We start from the raw sequence: 14,343 nt of genomic DNA on the forward strand, positions 1-14,343 counted from the left end.
AATATGAAGGGATATTCATAAGGATAGTTTCAGCAAAAAAGATTACACTCCCTTTGAAAATTAAGACGTTACCCTGTAGATCTTCCTTTTTGACCTGCCCGGATCGTCAGTAATAGGCTCAAGCAAATGCTTTTTCATCAATTTGCGCCTCAGGTTATGGGTTTTGCGTGAAGACTCAAAAACCTCAACATCTTTTAGAAGATAGATTATGTCTTCAGAAAGGCCAGTCATTGAAGCAACGATTTTTACTATGTTCTCAAGACTTACATCATATCTTTGATACAGGCAGCGACCTTATCGCGCATTCTGAATTGTTTGTGTACCCATCGTACAAGCCTTTCAGCATCCTCATGAATTTCATTGCTGTGAAAAGATGACTAAATTATAAATATTATATGATTGTTAAAGTCCTGGGGCAGCCGATATGCAAAAAAAAATAGCATTCTTATGTGTATTTATAATGGCTTATACACTATATTTTATCGATCTTCCCCCCTGGTGGGATGGCACGACAACAGCTATGACCGCACTGGATACTGTTAAAAACAATATAGACCTCTATGTGGATTTTTTCGGCAAACCCCCCTTCATTTTTCTCTCACTTGGCACTTTATTTAAAATATTCGGATATTCACCTGAAATGATCCATGTATTCATGATGGTATTTTCAATTGCAGGCATCATCTTTACATATAAAGCCGGAGAAATCCTTGGAGGCAAGGAAATCGCATGTAGTGCTTCATTTCTTCTTGCGTTTTCCCCCCTGTTCATCGCTCAATCCGTAAACCTGAATTTTGATCTTCCGAGCATGGCTCTTTTGATGGCGGTTTACTACTTCTATTTAAAGAAAAACTATGTTTTTTTAGCTATTTTCGGTATAATGCTTGTGATGACAAAAGAAATCGGGATTTTATTTATAGCTGCTCTATTACTTAGCACAATAATAAATTATGCAGCAGAGAAAAAATCTAACAATAAATTAAGAGATGCTCTTGCAGCCCAGCTAATTCCGATCATAGTATTCGTCGGCTGGGCATATGGGAATTATACAAGAAAGGGCTGGTTCCTCTTCCCGAGGGATTCCCCGATAATGAAGCTGGATTCAATATTTAATGAAAATCTCATCATGCGTCTTGAACAATTGCTCGTTATCAACTATAACTGGATATTAACTATCCTGATAATATGTTCTCTTCTGATCTGGTTTTACAGGCACAGGCAATGCGAAACCTTTGATCGTGAAAAAATTAAAATGCTTTTGCCTTTGATACTGTTTTCCCTCATATTTTTCGTAGCTGTGGCGCCTATCAGGGATTTTAACCTTCCGAGATATGTAATAGTCCTGTATCCGGCGTTCTATCTGGCATCTGCATGGGCAATATCTGTTTTATCAGGAAAGAACAGGAATTTGTTCGCAATTATCATTATTTCTATGGTTCTTCTGTTTGCAGCCCAGTCTGTATATAGTGTTTACAGCCAGGACCCTTATGTTTTCCTTGACCCTGCCACACAAAAAATATATGGGGAAAATCCTTCCCTGACCCTGGATGGTTCAGGGGTAATGGAGATCAATTTGAAGTATGTGGATTATGTGAAAGCTGATATCGAACTTGTTGGTTTTATCAATACAACCGATCACTCGGCTCCTCTATTATTGAACCGTTTCAATCATTATAGTATTTTCGGGGCTGCCAATAAGGGAATAGATATCGGATATGGGCAGAAGTCCCACAGGGAATATAAAGAACTGGGTGATTTCTACAGGTCACCTTATACGATCTCATATCCTGCTATCCTTGTTATCGAGAATTTCAATATGTTTGACCTTGAAAAACTATATAATATGTATAATGTAACATTATTGAAACAGATACAGGTAAATGGTGTTGGTGCGGATGTTTATCAAATCGACAAAGATTATTCTTAATACATAGTAGGAATAAAGAACATATTATGCAGAGATTTAAAATTATTATTCTGAGTATAGCGGTCCTGGCAATTTTTTCCGGATGTGTAAGCGATACAAAACCAGCTGTGAAAAACCAATATACGGACATAAGTGTCCAGCAGGCAAAAGAGATGATCGACCGCCAGGAAGTATTTATTCTTGATGTAAGGACAGAGGGAGAATACGCAGCAGGACACATCAAAGGTTCAACATTGCTGGCAGTCCAGGATATTCCGAAACAGGAACTTGTAGAAAAGCTAAAAGAAATCCCGAAAGACAGGAAAATATTGGTTTATTGCAGAAGCGGCGCTCGTAGCGCAAAGGCCAGCGGGATACTTGCAGAAAATGGATTTGCCCGGGTTTACAATATGCAGGGTGGGATCACGGAGTGGATGAATGCAGGATATGAAGTTGAAATATAATACTTGATAATAGTTAATTCTTTTATTTTTTTAATATTATTTCAAATTGATAAGGGTCTCCTGTAATACCTTTCCCGCCAATTAATTTCACTTCTCCCTGTTTCTTTAATGATTGAATTATTTTATATACATTTGTAAGATTAGCTTCAGCGTCCTTGGCAAGGTTTTTATAAATAAAACGACAGGCACCTCTTTTTTTCATTTTTTCAATAGAATATAAAATTCTCTGTCTTTCAGTCATTCTAAAGACTTCTCCATCACTCTACTTTATTTCTTGAATATATAATCGTGATTATTTAAGTTTTTTCCTATCTTTTTTTAATTTGCATATCTATCTCACAAAGAATGCATATCTGTGAGCATTTAAAACGATTTATCATTTAAAATAGTTGTGCGCAAACGCATAAGTTCAATTAAAACCGAATAATTTAAGTAGGTAGTCTCCTATGCAGAATCAAATTCAAAACGAGGCTATTATTTTAGATCACAGAGGAATTAAATGACAAGAGCTGAAATTTTATCTGATATCAAACAGGCTGAGGATGAAGCCAAAGGTATGGTAATCCAGGCACAAGAAGCCAGAAGCCAGAAAGTAAACGAAGCGAAATCAGAGGCCAGGGAGATTTTGAAATCTGCAGAAGAAGAAGCAACTAAATATTATATATCCGAAATTGGAAAAGCTCGAGAAGAAAGCAGGAAAGAAAAAGAAAAGCTCATAAAGAAAGGATATCAGGAAGCAGAAGAGATCAAATCAAAAGCCAAGAAGAATATTCCCAAAGCTACAAAATTTATTTTAACTGAATTTGAGAGGGCGGCGAATGCTTAAACCCACTAAAATGACAAAGGTCGTTATAGCAGGCACAAGAGACCAGATAGAGCCAACTATTTCAACTTTTCATAAGTTGAATGTACTTCATATTACTGATTTTTCAAAAGAAACTGAAGATTTCAAGATCGGCCGTCCATTGAAAACAGCATCTAAATTCTCAGAGCACCTTCTTTCGCTCCGGGCGATTTCCAACCAGCTGGGACTAAAGGAAAGTGAATCAGGAAAATTAACCAAAGTAGAACTATCTTCGGATATCGATGAAAAGATCACAAAACTCCAGAAAGAGGTTTCATCCCGCTTTGATGAGTTAAGGAATATTGAGTCCAGGCTGAAAGAAAAAGAAGATCTTTTATCTTCGGTTAAACCTTTCTTTGGCCTGCCCCTATCCCTGGAATCTTATACTGGATATGAAACTTTAAAAGTGTATACAGGTTATATAGACACTGACCTGGAATCCAGGCTTATCAAAATTCACAGCAATTTTGAATTATTTGTAGGGGAACATGAAAAACGAAAGATCTTTGCGCTCTTTATTCCAAAAGAATTCGAAGGTGAGGTTCAAAAACTCCTCCAGGAAGAGCGAACCTATGTTGAATTAAAGGTTCCTCCGTTAAAAGGTAATCCACCAGTGATAGTGGATGAACTTACAAAAGAGATAACTGGCCTTAGAGAGAGATTTTCTTTAATAAAAACAGAACTTGATAATTTAAAAGAAGAATATTCCGAATTCATAATTGCTACTGATGAACATCTTTCAATTGAAACTCAGAAGTCAGAGGCTCCTTTAAAGTTTGCCACGAGTGCGAATGCATTTATCATAGATGGCTGGGTTCCATCTGACAAATTTGATAAAATAGAAGCTGAATTGCAGAAAAATACCGATGGGAAGGTATATTTAACCAGGATCGAGGAAGAAATCGATGAAAAAGAAATTCCAATAGAGCTTGAAAATCCTGTTGCTGCTAAGCCTTTTGAACTATTAATTGATACGTTTGCCACCCCAAGATATGGAGAAATAGATCCATCATTGTTTTTGTTCATTACATATCCATTGTTTTACGCCCTAATGCTGGGTGATGTGGGATATGGATTGATTGTAACAGCAATCGGCCTGGTAATCAAACAGAAATTCAAAACAGGAGGACTCAATGCATTAGCATTGATATTATTAATTTCAGGAGTGTTCTCAACAATTTTCGGGGTAATCTACGGAGAATTTTTCGGATTCCCCATATTCAATATAGAATTCAAAGGACATCTTGAAGAAGGCATTCTTGGTATTTTCGGGCCTACAATCGCGGGAATACATTTACCCGTACATCGTTTCGAGTCTGTCAAACCATTGCTTTTATTGTGTTTCGCAATAGGTATATTCCACGTTCTTCTGGGATATATTATCGGATTCCGAAATGAGGTCGTCAAGCATGATCTTAAGCATGCGATATATGCAAAGGGAAGCTGGATGATGATATTAATTGGAGGAGTTTTATTAATAGCAAAAGTAATGCCTGCATTGATGTCAAAATCGCGCATGCCAACAGGTGACATGATATTTCTTGCCGGGGCGGGATTAATGCTTATTGGAGTTATCCTGCTGATAAAAGGCGAGGGTTTCATTTCAATACTTGAATTACCCACACTTTTGAGTAATGTATTATCTTACTCAAGAATACTGGCAATAGGTCTGTCTTCTGCTGGAATAGCACTTGCAGTAAATACGATGGCAATGAATCTTTTCATAAGACCGGAAGGTGTTTTATTGGGCGGTGGAATAGTACTTGCGCTGGCAGGTGTAGTAATTTTGTTCATAGGGCATTTAATAAATCTGTTATTAGGGATCCTTGGCCCGGGAATCCATTCATTAAGACTTCAATATGTGGAGTTTTTCACTAAATTTTATGAAGGGGGCGGTACAAAATACCTTCCCTTTGGTCATAAACGAAAATATACGGAGGAATAAAAAATATGGTAGATCCATCAGTGGTAGATCCAGCAATTGTAGCAGCAAATGCAAAAGGAATAATTGCAATTGGAGCAGGAATAGCAGTAGGACTTTGCGGAATTGGAGCCGGTATGGGTGAACAGGCCATTGGAGCCGCAGCAGTAGGTGCAATGGCAGAAGATGAAAAATTCTTCGGTAAAGGTCTTTTAATGACAGTTATACCCGAATCCATAGCAATTTTCGGACTTGTAGTCGCTTTGATCTTATTGTTCGTATTCTAAAGGAAAAACATGGGACTTGATGCGATAGTTGAGGAAATTAAGGCCAAGGGCAGGGCAGAAGCCTCGAAAATAAACCAGGAGACGTCTTTGGAAGTTTCTAAGATTATTGCAGATGCCCGGGCCAGCGCAGATAAAATAAAAGCTGCCAAACAAGAAGCTGTCAAAAAAGAAATTGAGAGAATAAAGCAGCAGGAGCTGTCAAGTGCCAATCTTGAGGTCAAAAAAGCAAAACTCAATGCCCGCAAGGAAATCCTTGATGAGGTTTATGAGGAAACCAGAGAACTGATCTCAAAACTGCCGGCTGAGAAGAACCAGAAAATCCTGAAATCGATTATTGAAAAAAACCAATCAGGCTACAGTAAAATATATTCAAGAAGTAAAGACAAATCAACAGTTTCAAAAATGACGAAGCTGGAATTTGCTGGTGAAATTGACTGCATCGGCGGCATTGTTATGGAAAATGCTGACGGAAGCGTAGTTCTGGACTTCAAGTATGACATGATCCTTAAAAATGTCAGTGAACAATCTTTAAAACAGGTTTCCGATATCTTATTTGGGTGAAAAAAGGAATGGGAAAATCACAAGCTGTCAAATATGCGTATATTGTGGCCAGGGTTCGGGCTATGAAAGGTAAACTCATCCCCAAGGAGATGTACCCCAAATTCCTTAACATGGATATACCTGAGATCACACGGTTCATCGGGGAATCCGAGTATAAGAACGAGGTTGATGAACTTGGGAAGAAGTATAGAGGTACTGACCTTTTTGAACATGCATTGAACCAGAACCTGGCTTTGACTTACCGCAAATTGATCGAAGTATCCCAGAATGAGGCAAATTATATAATAACGGAATATCTCCGCTACTGGGATATATGGAATATAAAGACCATACTGCGCGGGAAATTCTCAGGAGCAAGCGAAGAGGAGATCCTTGAAGATGTGGTCTCTGCTGGCCAGTTAAGATACAGGGATCTATTGGATCTCATCAAGATCACAAGTGTAGAGGGAGTTATTGCAGCTTTATCAAAAACCCCCTATTATCCTGCACTTTCCGGTTACAAAGGAGTTCTGGCCGATATCGAGAATAATCTGGATAAACTATATTATGCTAACCTTATAAAAGCAGGTGAGAATTCGAAAGACCGATTTTTCCTGAAATTTCTGAGGACAGAAATAGATTTGAAGAATTTAAAGATACTCTTCAGGATGAAAAGTGCAGGAATGGAACGCGAGGAAATCCTCAAACTTTTGATCCCCGGAGGTATTGAACTTAAAGAAGCACATCTTGGGAGGCTTGCAGCGCTACCTTTTCCTGAATTCGTGCGGGCCCTTGAAGAATATTCCTACTGGAAAGCAATAGCAGGCGTAAGTAATGATCTGACTTCCCTGATCAATATTGAAACACAGCTTGATAAATACGGTCTTGTCAATATTACCAGGATATCATATTATTATCCGCTTTCAATCCTTCCGGTTCTTGATTATATAGTGAGCAAGAAACTTGAAGTTGATAATCTGCGAATCATTGTACGAGGAAAAGAAACAAAACTTCCTGAGGAAACAATAAAAGCCCACCTGGTGATGTAGATGGAAATAGCGGTTGTTGGAAATAGTGATTTTGTTATTGGATTTCGGCTTGCAGGCATCCGGAAAATTTTCGATGCAACGTCAAGTGATATAGAATCAAAGATCCAGAGCGTATTGAATGATAAAACCGTGGCGATTCTTGTTGTTCATGATGATGACCTGAGAATGTTATCCCCACATATGCAGCAGACACTCGATGACTCGGTTGAGCCAACAGTGATAGCCATCGGCGGAAAAGGTGAGAGTACAAACCTCAGGGATAAGATAAAACAAGCAGTGGGTGTAGATCTCTGGAAATAATACTAATTAAATTAAAATAGCAGGTGTCACAGATGAAAAATAAAGGTGAAATTTATAGGATATCAGGACCTGTCGTTATTATCACCGGCTTAAATACCAAGATGTATGATGTGGTAAAAGTCGGAAATGAAGGCCTGATGGGTGAGGTTATAGGTATTGAAGGAGATAAATCCACAGTACAGGTTTATGAAGAAACATCGGGAGTAAGACCCGGCGAACCTGTAGAAAATACTGGCATGTCCCTGTCTGTTGAACTTGGACCCGGCCTTCTTGAGAGCATATACGATGGTATCCAGCGTCCTCTTCCTGTATTAAAGGAAAAGATGGGCGACTTTATCAAGCGCGGTGTTTCTGCGAACGGTCTATCCCGCGAGAAAGAATGGGATTTTGTACCCACGGTTAAAAAAGGCGATAAAATTAATGGTGGAGATATAATCGGAACAGTTCGGGAAACATTGAATATCGAGCACAGGATCCTTGTCCCGCCCACAATTTCAGGAACCATAAGTGAAATAAAGAAAGGAAAATTCAAAGTTGATCAAGTGATCTGTACCCTTGAAGACGGCAAGGAACTCACAATGATGCAGAAATGGCCTGTAAGGAAACCAAGGCCAGTAAGCAAAAAAATGACACCGGGCACACCACTGATAACAGGCCAGAGGATCCTTGATGGTCTCTTCCCTGTTGCAAAAGGCGGGACTGCAGCCATTCCCGGCCCGTTCGGAAGTGGAAAAACAGTTACGCAGCAGCAGCTTGCAAAATGGAGCGATACAGAGATCGTGGTATATATCGGATGCGGCGAACGCGGCAATGAAATGGCGGATGTTCTATATGAATTCCCGGAGATCAAAGATCCAAAAACAGGCCGGCCTTTAATGGAGCGAACTGTTCTTATCGCAAATACGTCCAATATGCCAGTAGCAGCAAGGGAAGCCTCGGTTTATACAGGAATTACGATCGCTGAGTATTACAGGGACATGGGATATGATGTATCCCTGATGGCCGATTCAACATCCCGATGGGCAGAAGCCATGAGAGAAATATCCTCACGTCTTGAAGAAATGCCAGGTGAAGAAGGATATCCGGCTTATCTTGCAGCAAGACTATCAGAATTCTACGAGCGGGCAGGAAAAGTAAAAGCCCTGTCCGGAAAAGAAGGTTCGATTACAGTCATCGGAGCAGTTTCGCCTCCTGGTGGTGACTTCTCAGAGCCGATTACGCAAAATACACTCCGTATCGTCAAAGTATTCTGGGCTCTTGATGCCAAGCTTGCACAGAGAAGACATTTTCCATCAATCAACTGGCTTAACAGTTATTCATTATATACCAAAGCTCTTGGGCCATGGTATGATGAACATGTGTCTCCTGACTGGGTAAAACTCAGGAATGATGCAATGGAACTTCTTCAGAAGGAATCGGAACTCCAGGAAATTGTACAGTTAGTGGGCTCAGATGCGCTTCCTGAAGACCAGCAATTGACCCTTGAGGTTGCAAGGATGATCCGTGAATATTTCCTGCAGCAGAATGCCTATCATGAAGTTGATACGTTCTGCCCGATGGATAAGCAATTCAAACTATTGAAATCCATCATGTCATGGGGCGATAAAGCCCATAATGCACTGGATGGCGGTGCGCCTATCGAAGATATAATGAAATTGAAATCAAAAGACGACCTTGCCAAAGTCAAATATGAGAAAGAATTTGACAAAGCGCTTGGCGTGATACTGAAAACCATGGAAGATGAGTTTGCAAAACTAAGAGGTAAGTAACATGACAAAAGAATACAAGACGATCAGCCAGATCTCAGGCCCGCTTATCTTTGTGGAAAAAACAGAACCGGTTGGTTATAATGAACTGGTTAATATCAATCTTCCGGACGGGACCACCAAAAGAGGACAGGTACTGGATACTTCCGATGATATCGTTGTAGTACAGGTTTTCGAAGGAACAGGCGGCCTTAACAGGGATTGCGGTGTCAGGTTTACAGGCGAAACGATCAAGCTGCCTGTTTCAAAAGACCTTCTTGGAAGGATCTTATCAGGAGCTGGTGAGCCCTTAGATGGCGGGCCGCGCATCGTTCCGGAAGACAGGCTTGAAATAACAGGCGCAGCTATCAACCCTTACGCAAGACTTCCGCCCAAGGATTTCATCCAGACAGGCATATCCACGATCGATGGAATGAATACGCTTGTTCGCGGACAGAAACTTCCGATCTTCTCAGGCTCAGGTCTGCCTCACAATGAGATTGCACTCCAGATCGCGCGACAGGCCAGGGTCAGGGGATCAAATGAACCATTCGCAGTAGTATTTGCTGCAATGGGTATCACCAATGAGGAAGCCCAGTACTTCATGGCTGACTTTGAGCGCACAGGCGCTCTTGAGAGGGCAGTGGTTTTCCTGAATCTTGCAGATGATCCGGCTGTTGAGCGTCTGATCACGCCAAGACTTGCACTTACTGCGGCTGAATATCTTGCATACGAACATGATATGCATGTACTGGTTATCCTTACGGATATTACGAATTATTGCGAAGCGCTGCGCCAGATGGGGGCAGCCCGTGAAGAAGTTCCGGGAAGAAGAGGTTATCCGGGTTACATGTACACTGACCTTGCCTCATTATACGAACGCGCTGGCGTAGTAAAGGGAAGAAAAGGATCAGTTACCCAGTTCTCTATTTTATCCATGCCTGGTGACGATATCACGCATCCGATCCCCGATCTTTCAGGATATATCACCGAGGGCCAGATAGTCATTTCAAGGGAACTTCACAGGAAAGGAATATATCCGCCTGTAAATGTACTGCCCTCATTATCAAGGCTGATGAACTCCGGAATTGGCGCTACCAGAACAAGGGAAGACCATAAAGCTGTGTCTGACCAGTGTTATGCCGCATATGCCGAAGGCAAGGACTTAAGAGGCCTGGTTGCTATCGTGGGCAAGGATGCCCTTTCTGACAGGGACAAGAAATTCCTTGAATTTGCGGACATGTTCGAAGACAGGTTCGTGCGCCAGGGCGTTGATGAGAACAGGGACATAGAGACAACACTGAGCATAGGCTGGGAACTGCTTGCGGAACTACCTGAAGCACAACTCACAAGAATAGATAACAAGTATATCCAGAAATATCATCCTGCCCATAAGGCAAAGGAAAAGGAAGGAAAATAAGAGTAGCATGGCCATTAAGGACAATATAAAACCAACACGTTCGGAGCTTATCGAGCTTAAGAAGAAGATCAAGCTCAGCCAGGGCGGTCACAAGCTTCTTAAAATGAAGCGGGATGGCCTGATCCTTGAACTTTTCGAGATACTTGAGAAGGCAAAAGACATTAGAAGTGAAGTTGAGAAGCAGTTCGCTCTTGCAACACAAAAGCTATCGATCGCCAAATCGGTCGATGGCGTGGTGGTTGTGAAATCCACTGCTTTTGCCCTTAAGGATAATCCGAAACTTGAACTTGAAAGTAAGAACGTAATGGGTGTAGTTGTCCCGAAAATCGAAGCTTCAAGCGTACATAAGAGCCTCTCTGAGCATGGTTATGGTATTATCGGCACAAGCTCCCGTATTGATGAAGCCGTAGATTCCTATGAGGTCCTTGTTGAGAAGATAATCCAGGCCGCTGAGATCGAGACCACAATGAAGAAACTGCTTGAGGATATCGAGAAAACAAAGCGCAGGGTAAATGCTCTTGAGTTCAAGGTCATCCCTGAGCTTGGTGAAGCCAGGGATTTCATTGTGCTGAGGCTTGAAGAGATGGAACGTGAGAATACATTCAGGTTGAAGAGGATCAAGGGGTAGTATTCTTACTTCTCTACAAAATTTCCATGCATCTCATTGGGTGTAAATCCTTCAAAATCATCAAGCGGGTATCTATTTGTTGCTAAATTAAAGCGATCTTGACCCATGGATACCATATTGATGTACTCCTTTATTATAATGCAATCCCGATTTCATTTAACGTTTTCGGGCCAAATAGGCGCATACCTTACTCCTAATACATCTATCAGTCTATGAGAACAATTCTATTAGCTGATCCTTTATTTCCTTAATTTTTTCTTCCTTTAATCTTGCAACAACCTTTCTTATAATGTTTTTTTCGACTGAATATATGGAGTCCACTTTCACATAGCTTGGTTCTATATCGAGAGTACCTTCTGCCATATCATTTTTTAAGATTTTTAATTCCCATGAACTATCTCTACCTCTGGATGTTACCCTCAATACAACTATGTCATTGGATTGTTCATTATATTCTGAACTGCTGATTACCAGCGCAGGTCTGTACTTTGTTTCTTTTAAATTGCTATAGGAAAAATCAACAAGAACAATGCTTCCTTGTTTTAGTGACATTTCGTATTATTCCTTGCCGAAACTTTTGACTGCATACTCCTTCCACACTTTATCTTCGTTTTCCCAGTCGATTTTTTTGGGCAAAATCTCGACTTTTTGAAGGACGACCTTCCCTGTTTCAATAGTTGCGTTTAAATAATCGCCCACTTTAATATTCAATTGCTCCCGAATAGACTTGGGAAGAGTTAAAAGTCCCTTTGAAGATACCTTAACTAATTCGTTCATATCTTAGATGTTAAGATTCTAAGATATTAAGCTTTTGGGTTTAAATACTACAATAATATTGTATTATTTATCCTATTTTTAATGCTATGTTTTCCATTTTTCTTTTTTATTGTATTTATTTTCACTCTTCTAATTTAAGAAGAACCTCTGATGTCAAAATCTATAGTGTCATATCCATAGTCCTCTTTCCATAGTGCTTCTAATATTTCTGGGTAAAGTTCCCACGGTTCCGGATCTTCTAATTCTGCTTGGATATGTGGGTACCATTCCCATGGGTATAGATCTTTATCAGCTTCTAAATTTGCTTGGTAATCATCCTCTTCTCGCTGTAATTCATCTTTACTGCGGTAATTATCTAATTGATTTTCGTATTGTTCTAGTTCATATTCACTGGGATAACTGTCTAATTGTGCTTCGTATTCTTTTTGAGTAACGAATCTTTCACTGTTATGATACACTTTGAGGTTCGTTTCCCACGGTTCAGATTTATCTTTACAATAATATTGCATAAGATTATAATCGCCTTGCATACTTTCGATAGTCTCTGAATTCTCATTTTCAGTTTCATCCAAAATTTCATAATAATCTATTATGTCATATCTATCATGATCCCTAAATTCTAAAGTATCAATAGGCTCAGACTCATAAATGTCACATTCATAATATCCTTTTGGAATCTTTGAATTTTGAACCTTATAGTTAACCTCATCCTCCCAAAGTACTTCATATTCTTCATAGTACTTTTCCCATTTTTCTGCTTCCAATATTGCTTTTAATTCTGCTTCCGATTCTTCATAATTGTGCATCAATTCTTGCCTCCACGTTCTCATTCGATTTGACAACCATGCAATAGGCCTTCCATTAGTAATTAGGAAAAAAACAACGCTAAGGGATTTAAGGTCTATTATTACTTTAAATTTGATTTCAATTTAACAAGTTATAGATAAATTTGTTTTCTGCCACAGAGATTAATTTTTGGACTGCGCCCAATAAGTAGACAGTCAGTTAAGCTACTATATTGGGTATTTTTGACTATCCCCGCAAAAAGGTAAAGCAGGATTTTACACTGGCACTTTCTTCGGTTACTTTCGGTTCATGTCACACGATTTTTGTTCAAGAAGGTTAATCATTTCTTTGATATTTATTACACTCTGATGCTCATGAAATTCAAATCGATTGAGTAAATTGAAGTTTTGCTAGGCAATGGGAGAAATCCATTTAATGAGGTCTGCTTTATGGAAGCATTTATACGATGTATGAGTGAAAGTATATAATATTGTCTCTGGATATTGTTTTCAGACAGTGATCTCGTAAAATATGCGTATAACCCTTATTTATGTAGAATACTTTCTCAATGGATCTTGGACATTATTTTAGGATAGCGATCTCGTGAACAAAACTTAAAGGTCAAGTAAACGAGTTTGACAAAAAGATTTTATGGAGGAATACAATTGATAGAAAATGAGATCAAATTTTTGTGGCAAATAAAATTCCATATCAACCCATCTCTAAAAGAGAGTGAAATTATTGATGATTATAATTTCGAGGTCCATAATCATGATACGTTTGTAAATTACAATTTCGAGACTAATTCATACGATATGCAAGGTTCTGAATTTGAATATATACAACAGACAGCCCGCAAGCACGAATCGATTATTAGAAATTTAATGTTAGAATATATGATATATCAAGAAAATTTTAGGCCTATCAAAATAGAATTTTCTGGCCATAAACTTCTTAATGAAGAAAAATTGGCAAATGCTGGATTATTGAAAAATCGTAATTTTAAAAAAAGTCTGAGTGCAAGATATAATGTTCTATACTTAATTGATTCACTAAAAAAAGTCATGATTTCTGGCAATCAGGCTTTAAGAATAAAATTGAAAAATCTAAACAAGAAATTCTTCGCATATCTGATTGGTTTCAAAGAGCTGGGACAGACACCGATATGGTAAATAGCTTCATTTTTACATGGATAGGATTTAATGGATTATATGGACTATTTAATTCCATCGAAAAAAATAACGGAAGCAAGTTTGAATTGATAGACAAGTTATTAGATAAAACAATATGTGACAGAATTATACTAAATCATAGCAATATATTGGACGAGTTACAATCATACAAGTTAGAATCAAAAAATGGGAAAAAATGGAGTGATGATCTAAGAAAAAAAAGAGAAGAAAAGGCTGATAGTGTTCAAATTATAAAATCTGCTTTAAATTGTATATCTGAAGTAAGAAACCAGGTTTTTCACGAGGCTCCTAGTCCTACTGATATAAATGAAAGGGTAAAGAATTGTAAACTGATTCTTATGCCAATAGCGACAATTTGCCTAAAGAATTTTGTTACTTACTCGTCATAAATTATAGTGTTTTGACCTTGGTTATTCTTGCTCAACGCACCGAGCCCATCCAATAAATCATAATTATAAACCCCTCACTCTAATTTATGAGAAC

General features: G+C 39.0%; 17 protein-coding genes. 12 read left to right on the plus strand and 5 right to left on the minus strand.

From position 1 onward, the window contains the following. Nucleotides 1-60: 60 nt before the first annotated feature. Nucleotides 61-231, minus strand: a complete 171-nt coding sequence (locus CL181_RS20450) for a hypothetical protein (RefSeq protein WP_176505198.1) — start codon at nucleotides 229-231, stop codon at nucleotides 61-63. Between the two features lie 193 nt (nucleotides 232-424). Between CL181_RS20450 and CL181_RS11950 the strand changes: the two genes are divergently transcribed. Together CL181_RS11950 and CL181_RS11955 are read left to right on the plus strand one after the other, a co-directional pair. After that, a complete protein-coding gene (locus CL181_RS11950; RefSeq protein WP_097299543.1) occupies nucleotides 425-1,927 on the plus strand; it encodes a glycosyltransferase family 39 protein in 1,503 nt (500 codons plus the stop codon). Nucleotides 1,928-1,953: 26 nt separating this feature from the next. Next, the gene (locus CL181_RS11955; protein WP_097299544.1) at nucleotides 1,954-2,370 is read left to right on the plus strand and encodes a rhodanese-like domain-containing protein; all 417 of its coding nucleotides are present in this window, start codon (nucleotides 1,954-1,956) and stop codon (nucleotides 2,368-2,370) included. A gap of 22 nt (nucleotides 2,371-2,392) precedes the next feature. Here the strand turns inward: CL181_RS11955 and CL181_RS11960 are convergent, their stop codons facing one another. Next, the gene (locus CL181_RS11960; protein WP_097299545.1) at nucleotides 2,393-2,611 is read right to left on the minus strand and encodes a hypothetical protein; all 219 of its coding nucleotides are present in this window, start codon (nucleotides 2,609-2,611) and stop codon (nucleotides 2,393-2,395) included. 258 nt (nucleotides 2,612-2,869) lie between these two features. Between CL181_RS11960 and ahaH the strand changes: the two genes are divergently transcribed. The 9 genes from ahaH to CL181_RS12005 are packed head-to-tail and all read left to right on the plus strand — an operon-like array spanning nucleotide 2,870 to nucleotide 11,104. Then, the gene (ahaH, locus tag CL181_RS11965) at nucleotides 2,870-3,196 is read left to right on the plus strand and encodes an ATP synthase archaeal subunit H (protein ID WP_097299546.1); all 327 of its coding nucleotides are present in this window, start codon (nucleotides 2,870-2,872) and stop codon (nucleotides 3,194-3,196) included. Beyond that, the gene (locus tag CL181_RS11970; protein WP_097299547.1) at nucleotides 3,189-5,159 is read left to right on the plus strand and encodes a V-type ATP synthase subunit I; all 1,971 of its coding nucleotides are present in this window, start codon (nucleotides 3,189-3,191) and stop codon (nucleotides 5,157-5,159) included. The genes ahaH and CL181_RS11970 overlap by 8 nt, the downstream gene beginning before the upstream one ends. 5 nt (nucleotides 5,160-5,164) lie before the next feature. Beyond that, entirely contained in the window at nucleotides 5,165-5,422 is a 258-nt protein-coding gene (locus tag CL181_RS11975) for an ATPase (RefSeq protein WP_096206578.1), read from the plus strand. A 9-nt stretch (nucleotides 5,423-5,431) separates the two neighbouring features. Next, complete coding sequence (locus CL181_RS11980) at nucleotides 5,432-5,983, plus strand: V-type ATP synthase subunit E (protein ID WP_096206577.1); 552 nt, start codon at nucleotides 5,432-5,434, stop codon at nucleotides 5,981-5,983. An 8-nt stretch (nucleotides 5,984-5,991) separates the two neighbouring features. Next, complete coding sequence (locus CL181_RS11985; RefSeq protein ID WP_096206581.1) at nucleotides 5,992-7,011, plus strand: V-type ATP synthase subunit C; 1,020 nt, start codon at nucleotides 5,992-5,994, stop codon at nucleotides 7,009-7,011. Continuing rightward, on the plus strand, nucleotides 7,012-7,311 hold the full coding sequence (locus CL181_RS11990) for a V-type ATP synthase subunit F (protein WP_096206576.1): 300 nt from the start codon (nucleotides 7,012-7,014) through the stop codon (nucleotides 7,309-7,311). A 32-nt stretch (nucleotides 7,312-7,343) separates the two neighbouring features. Next, nucleotides 7,344-9,080, plus strand: coding sequence for an ATP synthase subunit A (locus CL181_RS11995; RefSeq protein WP_096206575.1), 1,737 nt, complete (start codon nucleotides 7,344-7,346; stop codon nucleotides 9,078-9,080). Between the two features lies 1 nt (nucleotide 9,081). Continuing rightward, a complete protein-coding gene (locus CL181_RS12000) occupies nucleotides 9,082-10,476 on the plus strand; it encodes an ATP synthase subunit B (RefSeq protein WP_097299548.1) in 1,395 nt (464 codons plus the stop codon). Between the two features lie 7 nt (nucleotides 10,477-10,483). Further along, nucleotides 10,484-11,104 carry a V-type ATP synthase subunit D gene (locus CL181_RS12005; RefSeq protein ID WP_096206573.1) on the plus strand — a complete coding sequence of 207 codons (621 nt, stop codon included), beginning with the start codon at nucleotides 10,484-10,486 and terminating at the stop codon, nucleotides 11,102-11,104. 210 nt (nucleotides 11,105-11,314) lie between these two features. On the opposite strand, the gene CL181_RS12010 is transcribed toward CL181_RS12005, so the two are convergent. The 3 genes from CL181_RS12010 to CL181_RS12020 all read right to left on the minus strand — a co-directional run bounded on the left by CL181_RS12010 (nucleotide 11,315) and on the right by CL181_RS12020 (nucleotide 12,687). Further along, nucleotides 11,315-11,656 carry a type II toxin-antitoxin system PemK/MazF family toxin gene (locus tag CL181_RS12010; protein ID WP_097299549.1) on the minus strand — a complete coding sequence of 114 codons (342 nt, stop codon included), beginning with the start codon at nucleotides 11,654-11,656 and terminating at the stop codon, nucleotides 11,315-11,317. A gap of 6 nt (nucleotides 11,657-11,662) precedes the next feature. Next, nucleotides 11,663-11,881 (minus strand): AbrB/MazE/SpoVT family DNA-binding domain-containing protein, encoded by a 219-nt coding sequence (locus tag CL181_RS12015; RefSeq protein ID WP_097299550.1) that lies wholly within the window; start codon nucleotides 11,879-11,881, stop codon nucleotides 11,663-11,665. A gap of 134 nt (nucleotides 11,882-12,015) precedes the next feature. Then, the gene (locus CL181_RS12020) at nucleotides 12,016-12,687 is read right to left on the minus strand and encodes a hypothetical protein (protein WP_097299551.1); all 672 of its coding nucleotides are present in this window, start codon (nucleotides 12,685-12,687) and stop codon (nucleotides 12,016-12,018) included. Between the two features lie 645 nt (nucleotides 12,688-13,332). Here CL181_RS12020 and CL181_RS12025 point away from each other — a divergent pair. Continuing rightward, nucleotides 13,333-13,839, plus strand: a complete 507-nt coding sequence (locus tag CL181_RS12025; protein ID WP_097299552.1) for a hypothetical protein — start codon at nucleotides 13,333-13,335, stop codon at nucleotides 13,837-13,839. Nucleotides 13,840-14,343: the final 504 nt, after the last annotated feature.

It is taken from the genome of Candidatus Methanoperedens sp. BLZ2 (assembly GCF_002487355.1).
In the GTDB taxonomy this organism is placed as follows: domain Archaea; phylum Halobacteriota; class Methanosarcinia; order Methanosarcinales; family Methanoperedenaceae; genus Methanoperedens.